Source organism: Photorhabdus aballayi (assembly GCF_026153155.1).
Lineage (GTDB): Bacteria > Pseudomonadota > Gammaproteobacteria > Enterobacterales > Enterobacteriaceae > Photorhabdus > Photorhabdus luminescens.
Window position 1 is genome coordinate 66,140 of record NZ_JAPFCD010000004.1, and the last position, 21,414, is coordinate 87,553.

At 42.5% G+C, this 21,414-nt stretch carries 7 protein-coding genes; all 7 read left to right on the top strand.

The window, feature by feature from the left end:
• Position 1 precedes the first annotated feature (1 nt).
• The 7 genes from OO184_RS03440 to OO184_RS03470 all read left to right on the top strand — a co-directional run bounded on the left by OO184_RS03440 (position 2) and on the right by OO184_RS03470 (position 21,353).
• Positions 2 to 3,403 carry a non-ribosomal peptide synthetase gene (locus OO184_RS03440; protein WP_265378085.1) on the top strand — a complete coding sequence of 1,134 codons (3,402 nt, stop codon included), beginning with the start codon at positions 2 to 4 and terminating at the stop codon, positions 3,401 to 3,403.
• Positions 3,400 to 13,275: a non-ribosomal peptide synthetase gene (locus tag OO184_RS25035; protein ID WP_265377984.1), complete on the top strand. Its 9,876-nt coding sequence runs from the start codon at positions 3,400 to 3,402 to the stop codon at positions 13,273 to 13,275. Before OO184_RS03440 ends, OO184_RS25035 begins: the two co-directional genes overlap by 4 nt.
• Before the next feature lie 35 nt (positions 13,276 to 13,310).
• Positions 13,311 to 15,149, top strand: coding sequence for a thioesterase domain-containing protein (locus OO184_RS03450; RefSeq protein WP_265377985.1), 1,839 nt, complete (start codon positions 13,311 to 13,313; stop codon positions 15,147 to 15,149).
• Between the two features lie 40 nt (positions 15,150 to 15,189).
• The gene (locus OO184_RS03455) at positions 15,190 to 16,857 is read left to right on the top strand and encodes a cyclic peptide export ABC transporter (protein WP_265377986.1); all 1,668 of its coding nucleotides are present in this window, start codon (positions 15,190 to 15,192) and stop codon (positions 16,855 to 16,857) included.
• 146 nt (positions 16,858 to 17,003) lie between these two features.
• A complete protein-coding gene (locus tag OO184_RS03460) occupies positions 17,004 to 17,747 on the top strand; it encodes an aspartyl/asparaginyl beta-hydroxylase domain-containing protein (protein ID WP_265377987.1) in 744 nt (247 codons plus the stop codon).
• 184 nt (positions 17,748 to 17,931) lie between these two features.
• Complete coding sequence (locus tag OO184_RS03465; RefSeq protein WP_265377988.1) at positions 17,932 to 18,912, top strand: TauD/TfdA family dioxygenase; 981 nt, start codon at positions 17,932 to 17,934, stop codon at positions 18,910 to 18,912.
• Between the two features lie 2 nt (positions 18,913 to 18,914).
• Positions 18,915 to 21,353, top strand: coding sequence for an acylase (locus OO184_RS03470; protein WP_265377989.1), 2,439 nt, complete (start codon positions 18,915 to 18,917; stop codon positions 21,351 to 21,353).
• Positions 21,354 to 21,414 lie beyond the last annotated feature (61 nt).

Below are 21,414 nucleotides of genomic sequence, written 5' to 3' on the forward strand. Positions count from 1 at the left end.
TATGAACCTAAAAGGCTTTATTGATAGATTGTCCGAGCAGGAAGTTCGTCTTTTTGTTGAAAATGGGACGCTAAAATCTCAGTCTGCTCCTGGCGCCATCACACCTGAGCAGGGAACATTTATTAAACAAAACAAACAAGCAATTATTGATTTTCTCTCTCAGGCGGAGGTAGGGGGGCAACCGAAGCTTGCGTTATTACAACGTCGGCGCCTTACCAAGGCACCGTTATCCTTTGCGCAGCGCCGTTTTTGGCTGGTCGAACAGGTTTCTACGGTTGAACGTCAGTATAAGATTTCAACCGCGTTCAATGTATATGGTCAATTTTCCTTAGCAGCCGCAAATCAGGCGATGGATGCCATTCTTAAGCGACATGAAATTTTACGCACTGTTTATCAAGAATCACAAGGCATGCCGGAACAAGTCGTGTTGGACGACTATGTTTTCCAGATTGACAAAGACACCCTTGCCGATGGTGTTGACCAACAGCAACAGATAGAGAATTGGCTGGTGGGGCAGGGACAGAGAAGATTTGATTTAAGTAGGGATTTGCCGCTAAGAGTGGCTTATCTGGCCTCTGATCTAAAGTCAGAGACATCTGATAAGCCATTGGCTGGCGTATTGTTTTTTGATTTGCACCATATTGCTGCTGATGGCTGGTCTCTGGCGATATTGGTGGATGAATTTACCCTTCTTTACCAGCAAATTGTGCATGATAAGCCCGCCTTGTTGACTGAACTTGAACTGCAATACTCGGACTATGCCTACTGGCAGAACCAAGCTGAAACTCAGCAAATGTTTGACGAGCAGTTGCAATATTGGCAACAACAGTTGGCTAACCTGCCATTGGTTCATGAATTGCCTTTGGATTATGCTCGTCCTCAAAAATTGGATATGCGCAGCGCAACGCACACACAAAAGATACCGCTGGAGACGGTGAGTAAACTTAAGCGATTAGCGGTGGATGCAAATGCCACTTTATTCATGCTGTTGCATACCGCTTTTGCTGTGATGTTGGGGCGTTACAGTGATAACCCGGATGTGGTTATTGGCACACCTATTACAAGCCGACCGGGACAAAAACTGGAATCGCTCATTGGTTGCTTCCTCAATACGCTAGTGTTGCGTTTGGATTGTACACCGACGCTGACATTCAATGAGTTGTTGAAGAGTGCAAGGCAGGCGCACCTTGATGCACAGAGCAATCAGGCCATTCCATTCGAATTATTAGTTGAGAAGTTGCTAGCTGAGCAAAGCACCGCGTTTACGCCCTTATTCCAAGTGCTTTTCTCAATGCAAAATTATGAATCTCAACAGTTGGAACTTGCTGATGTTGAATTTGAAGAGGTTATGGAACAACGGGGACAAACGCAGTTTGATTTGACCCTAACCGCGACAGAAGATAAGGACGGATTGTCGCTGATTTTTGAGTTTAATCAAGGTCTCTTTAATCCAGACACAATCGCCCGTTTTGCCGAAAATATGCAATTGTTGTTGGCACATATTGCGGTCAATGATGATAGACCCATTAATCAATTGGCGATCGTCAGTGAGCAGGAACAAGCTGTGTTGGACAAGTCTCATCAATCGGCTTGGCAACTGCCTGAGGAACAACCTTTTGTGCATCAGCTTATTCAACAGCGGGCGGCTGAGTATCCTGAGCGAGTGGCAATTCGCTATCAGGAGCAAAGCCTCAGTTTTGCTGAACTTGATGCAAGGGCTAATCAGATCGCTCAATTATTATTGGCTAAAGGCGCCGACAACAACCAGTTAATTGCTATTTTGATGGAACCCGGCATTGACTTTGTTGTCAGCATGTTAGCGATATTGAAAGCAGGGTGTGCTTATTTGCCATTGGACCCCACTTATTCTGTAGCACGGTTAAGTTTTATCTTGGCTGACAGCAATGTTGGCTTGGTTATCGTCGATAACAAAAGTATCGATAAGGTCGATTTACCAACGAGTAGCGTTTGCACTATCTTGCTTGATGACACTGAAATTGCCGCCCAGTCTCGTACTGAACCGATGCTGACCTCAAGTGTGACAGCAGATTCCCTTGCCTATGTCATTTATACCTCAGGTTCGACAGGTAATCCTAAAGGGGTGATGATCCCTCACGGGGCTTTGAGCGCATCAACGGTTGGGCGGTTTAATTCATACTCGATAGTGCCGGAGAAATTTTTACTGGTTTCATCATTTGCTTTCGATTCATCGGCTCCGGCAATATATTGGGGGCTTGGCAGCGGCGCAACGTTGCATTTAATGGCCCCCCAAGATGCGAAAGATGCATCATATGTGGCAAAGATGATAGACAGTCAACAAATTAGCCACGTTCTTTTTATTCCCAGTTTCTACGATGCCGTTCTTGATTCCCTTACAGGACATTCACTGCGTAAGGTGATTTGTGCCGGCGAGAATTTGTCGGACCAAGTTAAGACAAAACATTTCCAATGTCAGCCTCAGGCAACTCTGGTCAACGAATATGGGCCAACGGAAACCACGGTATGGTCTTCGTTGAAAATCTTTGCAAAGGCGACTGAGCCAGTCACGATTGGTCGTCCAGCGCCCCATGTGTCGCTTTATGTATTGGCGAAAGATCGCTCCCAATGTCCGGTTGGCGTAGTTGGAGAACTGTATGTCGGTGGTGTCGGATTAGCAAAAGGATATTTGAACCGTCCAGAACTGACGGCCGAACGTTTTATTGATCATTTGGACGCTAAAGGTAACAGCGAACGACTATATCGCACCGGTGATTTAGTGAAAGTATTGCCATCAGGCGAAATTGCTTACATTGGCCGAAACGATTTCCAAGTGAAATTGCGTGGTTTTCGTCTCGAATTGGGTGAAATTGAGAACTGTATCCGCGCTAATTTTGAGGTAGCGGATGTTGTGGTTTGTGTCAGGCAGGATGACAAACAGAGGCAATCCTTGGTGGCTTATTTAGTCGCTCCGTCAATGCTCGACATACGTGAACAGCGCGATAAAGTCGAGCGCATCTTGCCGGAGTTTATGTGGCCTGGCTGCTATGTGTTATTGCCGGAAATGCCGCTGACTGAGAACGGTAAAGTTAATCGTCAAGCCCTGCCTGCGCCAAGTATGGAAAATATTGCTGAGGAGCCTTTTACGCCACCAGAAACGGCAACTGAAAAGCAGTTGGCTGAATTGTTCCATAGAGAGCTTGGCTTGGAGCGAATCAATACTGCGGCCCGGTTTGTACAGCTCGGTATTCACTCACTGCAATTTGTCAAACTCGGCAGTGTCATCAGCGAAGAATTGAAGATAGAACTGTCCGTAAAGGATTTTTACGTCTACGACACTCTGTTTGCTTTAGCACAATATGTTGAGCAGCAGCTTGCCGAAAGACAGAAACAGATTGGGGGAGAAAGGGAGGTCGTTGAACTGTGAATATCGCCGCATTTTTAGCTGACTTAAAACAGCAAGACATTATGGTATACCTTGAATCTGACTCGCTTAAGCTGAACGCGCCTAAAGGCGCAGTATCGCAAGATATGCTTACGGAGTTGAGAACGCATAAAGTAGAGATTATTGCGTATCTGCAAGGGCAACAATCAAATCCATTACCGATCAAGACTGTCGATAGAGGGCTGACTCGGTTACCGCTTTCTTTTGCACAACAACGCCTGTGGTTCATCGACCAGCTCTTTGGCAGCAGTGAACATTACAATATGGCGACGGTGTTGGAAGTGAGTGGCGGGTTCGATTTAACGATTGCTGAAAAAGTCATGCAACGCATTGTCGAACGCCATGAAGTGTTGCGCTCAGTTTACCGAGAAGAACAGGGCGAAGTATGGCAAGAGATTCAGTCAAATGTTAAGGCAAAGATCAATGTTCGGCACTTGACATGTGAACCTGACGAGCTGAAAGCGATATTTTATCAGTATGTTTCTGCTCCGTTTGACTTGCAGAAGGATCTCATGGTCCGGATCGACTTTTTTACAACGGATACTCAGCGGCAATTTCTTATCATCAACTTGCATCATATTGCTGGAGACGGATTGTCTTTCTCTCTATTGATGGAAGAATTTGTCACCCATTATCAAGCGATTAAGCAGAATCTGCCGGAATCCTTGCCTGTATTACCCGTGCAATATGCAGATTATGCTTACACTCAGCAGTCATGGATTGCTGACGGGGTGTTTGATGCGCAACTTGATTATTGGCAACAAAAATTAGCGGATATACCGCAAGTTCACCAATTTCCATTGGATTTTCCGCGGCCGGTGAAACAGACCAACTATGGTGTTAAGGTGCGATTCAGATTGGATCGGCAATCTTCGGCGATGTTGCGTAAGCATGCAGGCAATGCCGGGGCGACCCTGTTTATGTTATTGCACGCCGCATTTTCAGTATTTATCGCTCGCTACAGCCAGCAAACGGATATTGTCATTGGTACACCGGCCACTAACCGGAAACAAAAAGAGTTACAGTCACTGCTCGGGTTGTTTGTCAATACGTTGGCGTTGAGAACCGAATATCAGGGCAAGATTGATTTCATGCAGTTTGTGCAGCATGTAAAGCAAGTCAACATTGAAGCGCAAATGAATCAGGATTTGCCGTTTGATGTTCTGGTGGAGAAATTGGCGGTGAATCGGAACATCGCTTATTCACCGATATTCCAGTTCATGTTCACAATGGATACGACTGAGGCTGGTGAATCGAGACTGGATGACGTGGTGTTTACCCCGGTATCTTCGGGGGAAGCATTCTCTAAATTTGATTTGGAACTCGATGCGATTGATGACAGTGACACCATTCTGTTTGAAGTGGTGTACAATAGTAGCCTATTCCATGAACATACTATTGCAAGGTTACTCAAATCGTTTGAAATCTTGTTGATTGATATCGCCAAAAATCCTTATAAAACATTAGACTCTTTAGCGTTGTTGGATGAAGACGAAAAGCGCCGTTTAGGGCAACAACTGGCGATACCCTCTTCTATCGCGACAACGACAGAATCTGTGCAATGCCAGTTTGAACGTCAGGTAGAGCAAAGATCCGATGCTACCGCTTTGGTATGGCAGGTTGCAGGAGAAAACCAAACCCTGACATATCGCGAGTTGAACCAGCGGGCTAACCGATTGGCGCATCACCTAATTGAAAAGGGGATTAGGCCGGGCAATATTGTTGCGTTATGTTTACCGCGTTCCCCGGAGATGATTATCAGTATATTGGCGGTACTGAAAGCAGGCGCCGCTTACACCCCCATTGACGCTGACAACCCTCAGTCCCGAATCCAGCACATTATTGCGGATTGCCAACCGGCGGTTGTGTTGACGAACAACGCCTATGCAGACAAGTTTGCTGAACTGAATGTCATTGTTGAGCTGTTAACCTCGGAAATGGAGCCATTTTTAGGGATTGCATCTGATAATCCGAATATCAACCATAGCTTGGATGAACTTGCTTATGTCATGTATACCTCTGGATCGACGGGCAAGCCTAAAGGGGTCATGGTAGAGCATACGCAGTTGAGCCATTTTGTTGCGGCAGCATTGGCAATGTATTCCGTTAAACCTGATGACAACATATTGCAGTTTTCTTCGTTTGCATTTGATATTTCCATTGAAGAGTGTTTTGTCACCCTATGTGCAGGGGCCGCTTTAGTATTGAGGAACGATGATTGGTTGAACAGCGCTGATCTATTTTGGCAACAGTGTTGTCAACACAACATCACCGTAATGAGCTTACCCACCGCATTTTGGCATCAGGTAAGTAGTGGCGACGCCTTGGTGCCTGACACACTACGATTGGTTATCGTTGGCGGTGAAGCCATTAATGCTGAAATTGTCAGGCATTGGTTCGCATCAGCAAACCGTCCTCCGGTGATGAATACCTACGGGCCGACCGAAACAACAGTTTTGGCGAGTTACTACCTGATTGAATCCGCATTGCAGATTGAACAATCGGTTCCCATTGGCAGGGCGTGTGGTCATGTTAAAGCCTATATTGTTGATGAGCATTTGAATTTGGCGCCACAAGGTGTCATTGGTGAATTAGTGGTTGGTGGTAAAGGCGTTTCCCGAGGTTACTTAAACCGACCTGAGGAGCAGCAGAGAAGTTTTGTCCAGGTTGCTTTTTTCGACGGTGAGGTTGAACGGCTTTACCGGACCGGCGATCTGGTGAGGTTTAATGTTCATGGTGAAATTGAATATATCGGGCGGAAGGATAGCCAGATAAAAATTCGGGGTTTCCGCATTGAGCTCGGTGAGATTGAGAACCAACTTATTGCGATTGATGGGGTGAGGCAGGCGGTTGTCACTGCGGATGAGCTTAACGGCAACAAACAACTGATTGCATACTACGTTGCGGATGCGCCGCTGGAGCCAGTGGCGTTGAAGGAACAAATAAGCCAAACCTTGCCGGAATATATGGTCCCCAATGCCTTTATTTCGCTAACCAGCATTCCAATGACGGTAAACGGTAAAGTTGACTACAAAGCGTTACTGAGTGTAGAGACACAAGAGCCGTTACCAGAGAATTATTGCCTCCCGCAGGGGGAACTGGAAGAACAACTGGCTGATATGTGGCAGCAGTTGTTAGGTCATCCTAAAGTGAGCCGTACCGATAACTTTTTCAAGCTAGGGGGACATTCCCTGTTGGCGATTAAATTGGTATCGGAAATCAAGAAAACCTTGGCCGTACAGATCTCTGTTCGGGTAGTGTTTGAAAGCCAAACCTTGGCTGAATTTGCACAATTGATCGCTGAACAACAGACAGCAACTAGCGGCAATGCAACGATAGCGCCAATTACGCCTGTTGTTGAAATAGCAAGAGTTGAAATAGCAAGAGTTGAAATAGTAAGAGCTGAAATGGCAAGAGCTGAAATGGCGCGGCTGCCATTGTCGTTTGCTCAGCAACGGCTTTGGTTTATTGACCAGTTAGATGGACAAACGCCTCAATATAATATGCCGTTGGCATTAACCATTAAAGGGGACTTTAATCTCGCTATCGCTGAACGTGCGATAAACATGATTGTTCAACGCCATCAGGTGCTCCGAACGGTCTATCGGCATGATATTGCTGGTGCATGGCAGGAAGTGTTGGACAAGGTAACTGTGAAGATCGACTGTATTGACTATCAAAGCCTTGGGGAAAAAAGCTGTCAGCAGCAGGTGCAAGAATTTATTCAGCAGCATGCAGAGCGGGCATTTGATTTGGCTAACGATGTCATGCTGCGAGCGGCCTATCTAAAAATAGCCGAAGATCAGAGTGTTATGGTATTCAATATGCACCATATCGCATCAGATGGTTGGTCAATCAACGTGCTTGCTGATGAATTTGTCAACATATACAGCCAACTGCTTGAGGGCCGTCAGCAACCGGCTTTGCCATCGCTACCCATTCAATATAAAGATTATGCTGTCTGGCAACGGCAACAACTACAGGGTGAAACGTTACACACGGATCTTAACTACTGGTTAACTCAGCTTAATGAGCTGCCGCCTGTACACGACTTACCGTTGGATTACCCGCGCCCATTACAACTTGGCAGCCGTGGCGGGTTACTTGAATTTAGTGCTGACAAGTCTCTTTTGATTGGACTTAAATCCCTTGCCAGTCAACATAATACGAGTCTGTTTGTGGTATTGCATGCTGCATTTACCCTGTTACTTGCCCGTCATGGTCAAAGCAAGGATATTGTCATCGGGACGCCGGTTGCGAATCGTTTGCAGCCAGAAGTTGAGCCGCTTATCGGCTTTTTCGTCAATATGCTAGTGCTGCGCACCAAATACCAGGCAAATCTCACTTTTGCTGAATATCTGTCACATATTCGCCAGGTTAATATTGATGCTCAAGCGCATCAATTACTGCCGTTTGAACTGTTGGTTGAGAAAATGCAGCCGGAGCGGAGTACAAGTTATTCGCCGCTCTTCCAAATCGTATTCTCAATGGATACCAATGAATCCAAGGTATTGCAATTGAGTAACGTTGAATTTGAATATCTTGATAGCGAACATGTTACCGCCCAGTTTGATTTGACCTTAGATGCCAGTGAAAGTGAGGACGGTCTTGATTTTAGTTTTGAATACAACTGTCAACTATTCGAACGGTCAACAATAACCCGATTCAGCCAACGGTTCCTGACTTTATTGTCTGCATTAGTGACTGACCAATATCAAACAGCGCCTTTGACTAAACTGCCGGTGTTAACTGAGCAGGAAAGGCAATATCTGTTGAGCGATATCAATGACAATTGGCAGCCTTATCCTGCGGATAAGTGTATTCACCAGTTGTTCGAAGACCAAATGGAACGGAGTCCAGAACAAATAGCGGTTATTGACGGCGAGCTTCATCTCACTTATCGGCAAGTGAATGCGCAAGCGAATCAGGTCGCTCACTTTTTATTGGACAAAGGTTATACATCGGATTCCTTTATTGCGGTTTGTATGGATCGTACTGCGGCCGCAGTGATTACCGTACTTGGCATCTTGAAGGCGGGTTTAGCCTATGTGCCATTTGATGCTGATCAGCCATTGCAGCGGATTGAATACATTCTTCAAGATAGCGGTACCCCATTGGTTGTGGTTGATGATATTCAGCGTTTGCCTATTGAAGTGGCTTCGGCGTACAACGTCTGGAGATTGGATGAAATATTAAGCCAGTCACGGATTGATACCCATATTGCGGCGACGCAGAGTCATTCAACTGCGACCAATTTGGCTTACATGACTTACACTTCAGGAACAACCGGCCATCCCAAGGGCGTGATGGTTGAGCACACGGCGATGATTGCCCGTTTATATGGCTGGGATGCGGTATTTGGCTTATTCCAGCAGCCGCCGACAGTATTGCAAATGGCGGGTTTGGCGGTGGATATTTTTCTGGGTGATATCGTTAAGAGCTTGACCACCGGTGGCCGCTTGGTGATTTGCCGCAAGTCGGATTTGATTACCACAGAAGCTTTGTATCAGCTTATCGAACAACAGCAAGTGACGTTTGGTGACTTTGTGCCGGTCATTCTGAGGAATTTACTCGATTATGCTGAACAAAACAGGGTTCAATTGGATTCCCTGCGCCATATATTAGTGGGTTCTGAAGCTTGGTATGGTCGTGATTTGAACCGTTTGCAAAAGCTGATGCATACCGATGCCCGTTGTTTCAATATTTATGGACAAACAGAATCGGTGATTGATGCCAGTTACGGTGATGTGACGCATCTCTCTTTGCCTGATGATGCCTATGTTCCTATCGGTACGCCGTTTGCCAATACCCACATTTATATCCTTGATGCTTATGGCGAGCCTGTGCCTATGGGGGTGGTTGGTGAAATTGCGGTAGGCGGCCCGGGTTTGGCAAGAGGTTACAACCGCAATAGCGAATTAACGCAACAAAAATTTATTAAAGACAACCTTTCTGGCGGTTGTGGTTATATTTATCACACCGGTGATCAAGCTAGATTAAAATCTGATGGGACTCTGGAGTTTTTAGGGCGTAATGATGATCAAATAAAACTGCGTGGATTCCGTATTGAACTGGCTGAAATTGATGCCAAGCTGCGTGCATTGCCTGATGTGCAGAATGCGATTGCTGTGGTACGGGAAATTGAGCCGGGCAATAAACAAATTATTGCTTATCTGCAAACGCCGCAATCGTTATTGGTTGAACAGATCAGAGAACAGCTACGGCACCAATTACCTCATTACATGATCCCCAGCGCATTTGTCTGTCTGGATGCTTTCCCGGTAAGTATTACCGGAAAAGTGGATAAAGAAAAACTACCTGCGCCAGCAGCCAGTGCTTTTACCAGTATTGAATATGTTGCGCCGCAAAATGACGTTGAAAGAACATTAGCGTCTATTTTTGCCGTGGTTTTGAAGCAGGAGAAAGTGAGTCGTTACGATAATTTCTTTGCTTTGGGTGGTGACTCAATATTAATTGTGCGTGTTGTTGCGATGGCTAAACAAGCTGGTTTAGCGCTCAGTGTAAAAGATGTTTTGGCTTATCAAAGTATTCATGAAATAACGCAGCAGTTACCTGATTTGAACAACAAAAGCGTCTCTTCTAAAGATGCTTATCACGCTTTTTCATTACTCACAGATGACGAGCGGGCGGCATTGATTGAGCCATCAACATTGGATGATGCATATTCATTATCGAGTTTGCAAATGGGGTCTATTTATCATCAGCTAAAAGATAAAAGTTACCACATTGTAGAACATTACTCGATTAATGCAGAGTGGAGTGAACAAGCGTTTGGTCAAGCATTTAATGCCATAGTACAACGCCATGAATTATTGCGTGCGACATACAACTTCGAATTAGGAAGAGCGTTGCAATATATTCATAAAACGATTGCTCTGCCGGTTACCCTTAATGATTGCCGCCACCTTTCCGTACAGGAATTTGAACATCAATTAGATCACTGTTTGCAACAGGAAAATAGCCACTTTTTTGTTGAAAATGAATTAATGTGGCGAGTTCATGTATTTATTGATGCTAATAAGACATTTGCTCTGGTTTTGTCCCATCAACATGCCATTCTTGATGGTTGGAGTGTTGCCAACCTAAATGTTGAGTTCATGGAAAACTATTTATCGGTATTGTCTGGCGGTTCTATTCCACTAAGAGCTGACTTACCGCATTACGGTGAATACATTGCTGAAGAATTGGCGGCTATTGATGATCCTGAACACAAAGCTTATTGGCAGCAGATTGCCAACGCGGCTGTACTTCCTGACTGGACTGGAAAAGGAGCAACACAACATTATTCCGCTCGTCTTGAGCTATCTCATTTACATGACGATTTGCAACAACTTGCGACGCAATTAAAAGTGCCGTTGCGCACATTACTGTTGGCGGTACATGTTTATGTATTGGCGAAAATCAATGGCACTGATGCCATAACCAGTTCGGTGGTAAGTCACGGAAGACTTGAAGTGGAAGGTGCCGAATCCTGTCTTGGATTATTCTTGAATACGCCGCCGGTTAATGCAGATATTCATCAACAAACCTGGGCGTCGTTGATTGAGCAATTAACCGAATACAGCACGGCAAGCTGGCCTTATCGACATTATCCAGTAGCTGTGATGCAAGAGGAATTCAAGTGTGATTACTCTGGCGCTTTATTTAACTATGTCGATTTTCATGTGTCTGATGAATTACAGACAACTCAGGATGTTGATCCCGGGCAGGATTATGATCATGAATATGAACGAGTTGATTATGGTTATGATTTTGTTTGCCATCATAGTTCAGCTAATAGTTTTCTGATTCTGCAATTGGCGTTAACTCAATCGGTGTTTGGGCAATATCAGGCGGGCCAAATATTGGCCTATTATGAAACGGCAATAAAATCGATGTTAGTTTCACAACATCATCACTTGGGGCATGCGGATTATTTAGTTCCAGATCAAATCCAACACTTGCATCAATTAGCCGGTCATGCGTCATCTATTGCTAATGACTGCACATCTCTGACTCAATTATTTGCCCGAGTTGCGCATCAGATACCTGATGAAGTGGCCTTATCAGGGCCTTGGGGAAGCATGAATTATGCGCAGTTGGCGTTAGCGGCTGACAAACTAGCGGCACTTCTTATTGCGCGGGGTATTGGGGTAAATGATACGGTGGGTATTTATTTATCAAGTAGCCCTGAAGTGGTGATCAGTGTCTTGGCTATTTTGCAGGCGAACGCAACGTTTGTGCCATTGGCAACCGATTATCCAACAGAACGCATTGTCCATATTATTAATGATGCTGATATTCAGCTTATTGTTTCACAGCGTTCTGAAAGCCGCACTTTGCCGGTTGATGAACAAAATATTGTCATGGTTGATGAGATTGAGTCGGTTGATACTGCGGTTGTGGCACAAGAAGTGGCATTATCAGCGCAAGATCGTATTGCTTATATCATGTATACCTCGGGTTCAACGGGTACGCCTAAAGGCATTAAGATCAGTCATCACAATTTATTGAGCTATTATGAGGCCGTTCAACGCTATTACCCGACAACTTCTGCTCATGCGGTATTGCAAATTGCCAACATTGGTTTTGATATTTTTATCGAAGAATTAATGTTGTCGGTATTTTCCGGTGGTCGTCTGGTTCTGGATAGTCATAAAACAGCGTATAGCGTTAAACAGTTATGTCAGATCATTGATGCACAAAAAGTCACACTGATTTCGGTACCCACAGCTTTATGGCATGAATGGACGTATCAGTTAACTGCCGACGATGTTGAACAACTCGTTAAGCATTTGGAGGTATGCATTGTCGGTGGTGAAGCCATGCGAATGGAGTTATTGGCGCTATGGCAACAAAAAACACAAGGAAAGATCCGTTTATTCAACACTTATGGACCGACAGAAACAACCATTGTCGCGACTGCTATTGATGTTACCCAGTTAGACACCTTAACCGACGCAGTGGTGCCGATAGGTCGTCCTTTGGCACATTGTCAGACCTATGTTTTGGATTCTCAGGGTGGATTGGTGCCGCCGGGTGTTATTGGTGAACTCTACATTGCGGGTGATGCTTTAAGTTTAGGTTACGTGAATAACCCAGAGCAAAATGCGGCCCAGTTTGTTGAAATGGCTATCTTGCCGGAACAAACAGTACGTTTATATAAAACCGGTGATCGTGTTTATTGGAATAACGAGGGTGAACTGGTTTATGTCGATCGTCTTGATAATCAGGTCAAGATCAGAGGTTTTCGTATTGAAACTCGCGAAATAGAGTCAGCACTGTCAGCTATTGATGGCGTGGCGACAAGTATTGTGCGAGTGATTGTCGATGCAACGGGCGAAAAACAACTGTGTGCTTGGCTGGTTATGCCAGAGGGTACCGAAACGGATGCTGTCATTCCTCCGATAAGAGAGCAACTGAAAACCCGATTACCAGAATATATGGCGCCAACCCTGTATGCGGTGATAGCCACGATACCAACCACGGCAAATGGTAAAGTGAATTTTGCTGCCCTACCTGAGCCAAAACCTTGTATTACGCGAGGGTTGGATCGTATTGCGGAAACTGAAATTGAAAAACAATTGGTACAACTGTGTGCCGACGCACTGAAATTACCGTTAAGCATGGTGAGATTAACCGCGTCTTTTATCGAGTTGGGAGGAAATTCATTAACCTTATTGAGGTTTTTACATCAGATACAACAGACTTTTGCTGTCACGGTCAGCGTTGCCGATATCATGACGGCCAGTGATTTGGCAATACTGGCATTGATAATTGAGCGTAAGCAGTTGCAACAAGCTGAACAAGTTAATCAGGGGCATAACTCGGTGGCAGAAGAAGGCTGGTTATGATGATAAAAATAGACGCTGATAAATAAGGTGGAATAATGCGAGTCGTTGATATTATTCGGCAAACTTCGGCTGCGGGGGTGCAGTTATTTGTTGAGCACGGCAAACTGGGTTTTAAGGTCATGTCAGGTTGTGTTTTTACTCCTGAACTAAAAAATCTGGTGATTGCTAATAAAGCCGACATTATTACTTTTTTAGCGCCAGATGAAGCCATTAAATTGGTGTCATTGGGTGCTGACCAAACGCCATTATTTTTGGTTCCTGGCGCAGGTGCGCCAGTATCATCTTTTATTGATTTAGCCCGAGAAATAAAAAACGATTTCTGCCTCAAAGTATTTGACGCAACCTCCCTATTCTTAGGGGGGAACACCATGACTGTTAAAACATTAGCTGAACGTTATGCGGCATTACTTTTGCAAGACTATCCACAAGAGCATTATCGACTGGTGGGTGATTGTGTCGGGGCCTGTGTTGCTTTCGAGGTTGCTTTGGCGTTGGAAAATAAAGGGAAAACCGTTGACTTAATAGCGATTGATAGTTTTCTTACCGCCTATGAGCAACAGCCTTATACTCGCGAAGAGATCGACGAAGTGAGTGCCGAGTTAGCTCAAGGCATTGAAGGCGAAGCGCTGGAAAGGTTTATTGAAGTTTATAAAAGCTACTCTGTGATGGCTTGCAATTATGTACCATCGGCCAGATTAAAGGGCAAGATGACATTCATTTATTGCGAAACTTCTATACAACTACGGGCAGAAAAAAAGAAGATTATTGCATCCTTACAAGATTATGTCGCACAAACGATTACTTGCGGCATGGTGGGTGGTGATCATTATTCAGTATTAAAACCGGGTGCCGTTGAAGAGTTGGCTGAGGCTATATTGCGACAACGCTACCGGCCGGAGCCTTTATTCAAAAAATCGAACTTAACCTATCAGGAGTTGCTCGACATTGTGCAATATCGGGCCGATATTTATCGGCCTATAAATAATATCAACCATTGTCACCGCGTGAAGATATCACAGGTCGGATATTGGTTTATTGAGATAGCGGATGGCGGTGTACATATTGATTTCAACGCTGATGATGCAATGTATGAACAATGTGATTTTTATAGTGAAATTGAAATCAGTGTGGAGTCATTAATAGCGTGCGTAACCAGTGAGGAGCCATCAGCCGCTATCGCTAAGGCGATATTGGATAATAAAATTCAGGTCCAACGAGGAGAAGAGCTGTATCACTTATTATGGATTATTTTTGGCATCACGCAACCGGATGAAATTTTTCACTGGATTGATCAACAAGATAGCCAAGATAAATATTTAGGTGTTCAAACTAATGGCATTGCTTTTGACAATAAATGGCATGTCAATTCTCCCGTTGAAACTCGCTATATGCCTGCTCATTACAGTGTGATTGATAAAGCATTAATGTCTCTGCCGATCGAGTACAGTGACTTTGAATTTGTCGATTTGGGATGTGGTAAAGGGCGAGCGATTATATGTGCATCTAGTTACAATTTTAGCAAGATTACTGGAGTAGAATTTGTTGAGTCATTGGTGTTAATTGCACGGCAAAATATTAACGTTATAAATAAAAAAAATCACATTGAGATAATACAGGCTGATGTAAATCATTATCGATTTAATGAAAACCATGTGGTTATTTATCACTTTGATAGTTTTTTAAATGATCAGCTTAAGCAACTTCTACAGCGGTTGAAAACAGATGTTTATGACAAAGGCTATAAGGTGTTGATTTTGCAAATTAATGGTGATGATGCTATTTATCAACACTGTTTTTGGTTAACGCCAAAAACCATTAGCCGAGGTTTTATGGGGGGATGGAATATCACTTTGTGGCAAAGTAAAGATTGTTAAAGTCAGGCAATAATAAAATTTTATTTAGGAGTTAATCTCGATGATCTCTGATTTGGTTAAAGCCAATCGGTTAAAAATTATATTTAATAGTATTGTTGGTGCTTTTAGTGCTTTCTTTAGTATTTGGTTAATTTCCTTGATTACTGACGATGCATTGGAGCAGATTAGTGCTGACTTATTATCGTGGACAGTTAAGTTTTTCACCGGGCTTGCTTGCTTATTTATTGTAAGTTCTTTTGCTAATTACCTAATGACAAAGTTAAGTGTCAAAATTATTTTTGAAGTTCGTAGTACCTTAGTGAAACGGATCTTGAATACCCCTTATGCCATTTTGGATAGGATTGGCGGGCATAAAGTTCAGGCCAGTTTAACATCTGATGTGAGTGATATTTCCAGGGCTATCTCTACCATGCCGCAGTTTATTTATCATGTAATTACTGTGATTGCATGTTTAGGTTTTCTGGCATTCAGATCGATTGAGCTGTTTATGGTCACGCTGGTCATTCTCCCATTAGGGCTTTTGGTTTCCCGTTATTTCATCAGTCGAGCTGAAGCTTATGATGAGATATATCGTGATGATTATGATAATCTTCATGAACAATTTAAGAGTCTGGTGGATGGAGTTAAAGAGCTTAATAATAATGAAAAGCGCAAACATTCGTTTTTTAATCGAGGTGTTTTACCCTCATTAGAAAAGATTAATGACTCTGATCTTAGATCAGAAATTTTCTGGAAATTGAATGAAAATTGGGGACAAATATTATTATTTATGGTGCTTGGCGCTATTTTATTTTCTCATGTTATGTGGGGGATAGGGGAAAGTAACGATATTCTTACCTTTATCTTTATTATGACCTTTTTACTGGGGCCTGTTGATTTTATTTTGTCCTCACAGGAAACTATAGTAAAAGCGCTCATATCTCTGCGTAAGATTGATCGCTTGAGGTTTTCTGAAAACTTATCAATGGAGCCAACTGTAACCAACACCGAAGAATATAAAGAATGGTCTCGAATTTCTCTGCGTTCCATAAGCTTTCAGTATACCGGTGAAGGGAACTGTTTTTCTGTTGGACCGATTAATCTGGATATTCAGCGCGGCGAAATTATCATTATTAAAGGTGGCAATGGCAGTGGTAAATCGACTTTTGCCAAATTATTGATTGGACTGTTGAATAAATCTGAAGGTGATATTTTCATAGATGATAAGGTGGTTAATAAAGATAACCGAGAGAATTATCTGAATATGTACAGTGTTATTCATTCGGATTTTTATCTGTTTGATACGGTAATTAACCGAAAAGGTGAACTTGCCGATGATGAATTAACGCGTCAATATCTGAAAAAATTGGATTTAGCAGAAAAAGTCACGGTTAAAGATGGCAGATTATCCACAACTAAGCTTTCTCATGGTCAACGTAAACGCTTAGCTCTGGTTATCTCTTATATGGAAGATGCGCCTATTTATTTATTTGATGAATGGGCTGCCGATCAGGACCCTAATTATAGAGGGTTTTTCTATAACGAATTACTTCCTGAAATGAAGCGCAATGGAAAAACTATCATCGTTATTAGCCATGACGATAAATATTTTCATATCGCGGACAGAGTTATCACTATGGATAATGGTTTGGTGGATAATATTGAAATCAACGTACACCCCGATAAAGTAGAAAATGGTGCTTTAGAGCCCGCTATTTCTACTGTATGACTATAATAAGGAAAGATAACTATAATAAGGAAAGGTAATTATAATAAGGAAAGGTAATTATAATAAGGAAAGGTAACTATAATAGGGAAAGATAATTATAATAGAGAAATATAATCATAATAGAAAATAGATATCAGGAGGTTATCATGTTGGAACTATTTGAAGATCAATTAGCTGGAATTAAGGAAAGATATGGGAGTGACTGTTTAAAAAGAGTAGAGGATATGTTTTATCCTTTATTACAACAAAGAGCGCCATTACAAGCAGATGCTAAATATATCATGCCTGGGCTTTCTACCACGCCGTGGTTAGATACCCATTCTTTTCCGCAGTTGCAGCCATTAGTCACCTCATTGATGAATAATGCGGGTAAAATAAAACAGGAAATTAACGCGGTCATCAGCGGTGAATCCCAACATATAACCGATTATGAGCACTATTTGGGAACGCAAAGAGATTGGAAAGCGTTATATTTGTTCAAAAATGGTCAGCCTAATAATGCAGTTGCCAATATTTTGCCCGCTACATGGCATATTTTTAATAATGAATTACGGGATTGGCATTGTCCTCTATTGGAAGTTCACTTTTCGGTGTTGCAACCGGGTACGGTGATTAAACCGCATTGTGATTTATGGAATTTCACTCTTAATTTACATTTTGCGGTCGATATTCCTGCTAGCAATTGTGAGATCATCGTTGCCAATGAAGCCAGATGTTGGAAAGAAGGAGAATGTTTACTTTTTGATTATTCTTATCAGCATGAAGCTTATAACCGTTCAGATAAACATAGAATTTGTTTATTAATGGATATCTGGCATCCAAATTTATCGTTTGCGGAACGAGAAGCATTGGTTTTGATTATTACCGGTATTCGTGAACTTTTCGATTAGCTTATACCCAATGGATTTCAAAATGCATCGCGACGGCAAGGGAGCGAATCCCCGGGAACATAGATAACGATGTGACCGGGGTGAGTGAGCGCAGCCAACAAAGAGGCAACTTGAAAGATGACGGGTATATTTTCCTAGATATGTGTTGCTGGATATGGCAACACAGTTTAAAAGGATAGCCTTTATGAATAGAAATGGGCAATGCATGGTGTCTGATATTCAGGAGTTTGATGACTTCATTTTTGAGCTTGACTCAACAGAACAGACATATTTAAAGCAGGAATTTTTAGCGTCTACGCTAAAATATGACATTGATAATTTCGAGGAATTTTACTGGCAATGTTTTTATCAATCGTTCAATTTGCCTGTGCGTTTACAGAAAAAGCTATTTGATTTCCGTGCGTTAGAAAATGAAAATTATTTGCTGATAAAGGGATTGCCTATTCCTGATGATCTTGGTTTAACGCCTTTATCTTATGAACAAACAAATAGTTCTGAGGTGGCGGGTGTTCGTACTTTGATATCCACGATTTTATCTCGCATTGGATATATTTATTCGTTTGTTAATAAAAAGAACTTTAATTTTATCGATGATGTTTTCCCAATGGAAAAGTATAAGAATATGCAGTTAGGGGCAAACAAAGAATTTTTGGAATGGCATGTTGAAGATGGTTTCCATGATGCAAAAGCGGACTGGGTTGCTTTATATTGTCTACGTGGCGATAAAAATGCTGAAACCTATTTGTTTCAAACCAAGAATATTCATTTAGATGCTGAAACTATTGCCGAATTACAAAAGCCAAACTTTGAGATCGATGTCGATCCTACATTTATGTCAAATACCAGTGGCCGCCGTTGTGTTGCCATATTAAGTCAACATCAAGAACCAGAAATGATATTTGATCCAGCTTATATGCGTTGTTTAACCCCAAATGCAGAAGCCGCGTTAGAAAAGTTGAATCAGTGTATTAATGAAAATAGAGAGTCCTTTATATTATCGCCTGGAGAAATGTTGCTATTTGATAACCGCAAAGTCGCTCATGCACGCAGCGAGTATGAACCTCGATACGATGGTTATGATCGCTGGTTACTCAGGGCATTAATATTGGAATCAAAATTCAAAGCTAGAGATTACTTTTATACAGGTACTTTAAGGGCAAAATAAAAATGACATCATTTAAAACAATATCATTTAAAACAATATTATTTAAAACAATATCATTTAAATCAATCACATTACTGTTGATTACCTTATTAACAATAAGTTGTAGCGGATTTAAAAGTTATTCAGAAAAGACGAAGACAGCATTTGAAGCGAAAATTGTTCGTACTCATTATGGTGTCCCTCATATTTATGCACACGATTTGGGAAGCTTGAGTTTTGGCAACGCCTATGCTCAGGCACAAGATAATATATGTATTATGGCGGATAGTTACGTGCGCATTAGAGGGGAGCGTGCGCGTTTCTTTGGTGCTGATAGAGATAAGCAGGGGGACTCACTGAATTTAATTCAGGACTTCGGTTATAAAACGTTAGCTTTGGTGGAACAGGCGCGTGAAAAATGGCCGCAATTAAGTGCTGATTCACAGGTAATTATTGATGGATTTGTTGCAGGTTATAATACCTACCTGTCCCATGTTAAGGAAGGGCGTTATACCTTACCAAAAGCTTGTCGAGATCAAGAATGGGTAACACCTATTCAACGTGAGGATGTACTGGCATATGTATTTTCTATTGCGGTATTTCCGGGTTCTGCTCAATTTCTTGACGATTATTATGCCGCTGATCCCAATAAAGAAGATCAAAAACGATTGTCTTTAAATATATCTAGGAATAATGGTTATTCCATTGGTTCGAATGGTTGGGCATTAGGCCGTGACAAAGTTGAAGAAGTCAATGGCATGTTATTGGCTAATCCCCATTTTCCTTATGAAGGCAACCTGCGTTTTTGGCAGGTGCATCATGTCATGAACGGAAAGATTGATGTCATGGGAGCCTCCTTAATTGGTTTCCCGGGTATTATTAATATTGGATTTAATCACAACATTGCCTGGACTCACACTTATTCACAGGCTGAACATGTCATTGTTTACAAAATGCAAACTGCTGCTAACAATCCGCTGAATTATGTGATTGATGGGGTTATTAAGCCGGTAATGTCGAAGCCGATTCATATTGAAGTCAAAACCGACAGCGGTATTGAAACGGTCACGAAAGATCATTTTTATACTGATATTGGGCCGATTATTGAAAATGAAGACTTTGCTTGGTCCGAGTCTGAATTTTATGTCGTGAAAGATGTCAATCTTTACAATCTTGATATGATTGATCATTGGTTGGCGTTGAATCGAGCGGATAGTCTTGCTGATGCAAAACAATCTTATAAAGATTTTAATGGCTTGGCTTTTAATAACACGTTGTTAACGGGTAAAGAAGGCGTTGGTATTTTTATTGGTGATAAAGCTGTACCGGCATTGTCTCTTGAAGCTATTCAATTATTGAATGATAACGAAACCCTAGCGGCAGCACGTGAGAAGTATGACGTGACTATTTTACCGGGTAACTCATCATCCATGATTTTTACCGAAGCCTTGGGTTATGATCAGATCCCGCAGCTTGTGGAAACATCCTATGTACAAAATTCCAATGATTCTCACTGGGCAACGAACTTGGAACATTTACTCGAAGGTTTTTCCCCACTTCTGGGTAATGAACGAAAACCCCTGTCGTTCAGAACGCGTATGGGATTGCAACTAATACAGGATGCGGCGGGTGATAATAAGCGATTTTCTCTCATGGAGTTAGAGCGGGCGTTATTCTCTGAGCGTTCATATTTAGCCGAACTGATATTAAAAGATGTGGTTGCCCTATGTGATAAAACACAGAACCGATTAATTAGATTGGTGAATGGCATGAAGGTCGATATTACTCAGGCATGTCAATTGCTATCACAATGGAACGGTGAATTTAATGCTGATAGTCGGGGCGCTATTATATTCCGTGAATTAGCTTTTTTAATTGATCAGCAAAAACACTTTGCCGTACCGTTTGACATAGCCCACCCGGCAACAACGCCACGCCAATTAAAACAAAGTGAAGAGTTTGTCACCTTGTTAGCACGAGCGGTTGCTAATGTGAATAATGCGGGGCTGGCTTTAGATACTCCGGTGAGTCAGTTTCAATTTATTGAAAGTACCGCGCCTGACGGTAAACCGGCAGATAATCGCATGAGTTGGCCGGGGTTGTTTGGAAAAGAAGGCGGCTTTAATATGATCGCTCCGTGGGATGGGGATGAAACCCTGTTTCCTAAACATCATTATACTGTGGGTAATGATGTGGTGACTGGTGAGGCATTGGAATCGGAGCTAACTGATCAAGGATATCATATTCGTTATGGTTCCAGTTGGATAATGTTGGTGGCATTTGATCAACAAGGACCTAATGCGCGTGGGTTACTCACTTATTCGCAATCTTCTGATATTGATTCGCCTTATTTTGCGGATCAGAGCAGATTTTATTCTCATTATAAACAGCTATTGCCGTTGCCTTATCGGCCAGAAGAGATTAAACGATCAACTATTTCAGAATTGGTTATCCAACATTAGGCAATCAGATTATTTGGGCCTTGGCTGGATAAAATTATTAACTGGCGGATTGGTTCCGTCA

Coding starts and splice junctions, on each gene's coding strand:
- OO184_RS03470 (WP_265377989.1), top strand. CDS start 18,915: ATGACATCATTTAAAACAATATCATTTAAAACAATATTATTTAAAACA.
- OO184_RS03455 (WP_265377986.1), top strand. CDS start 15,190: ATGATCTCTGATTTGGTTAAAGCCAATCGGTTAAAAATTATATTTAAT.
- OO184_RS03450 (WP_265377985.1), top strand. CDS start 13,311: ATGCGAGTCGTTGATATTATTCGGCAAACTTCGGCTGCGGGGGTGCAG.
- OO184_RS03460 (WP_265377987.1), top strand. CDS start 17,004: ATGTTGGAACTATTTGAAGATCAATTAGCTGGAATTAAGGAAAGATAT.
- OO184_RS03465 (WP_265377988.1), top strand. CDS start 17,932: ATGAATAGAAATGGGCAATGCATGGTGTCTGATATTCAGGAGTTTGAT.
- OO184_RS03440 (WP_265378085.1), top strand. CDS start 2: ATGAACCTAAAAGGCTTTATTGATAGATTGTCCGAGCAGGAAGTTCGT.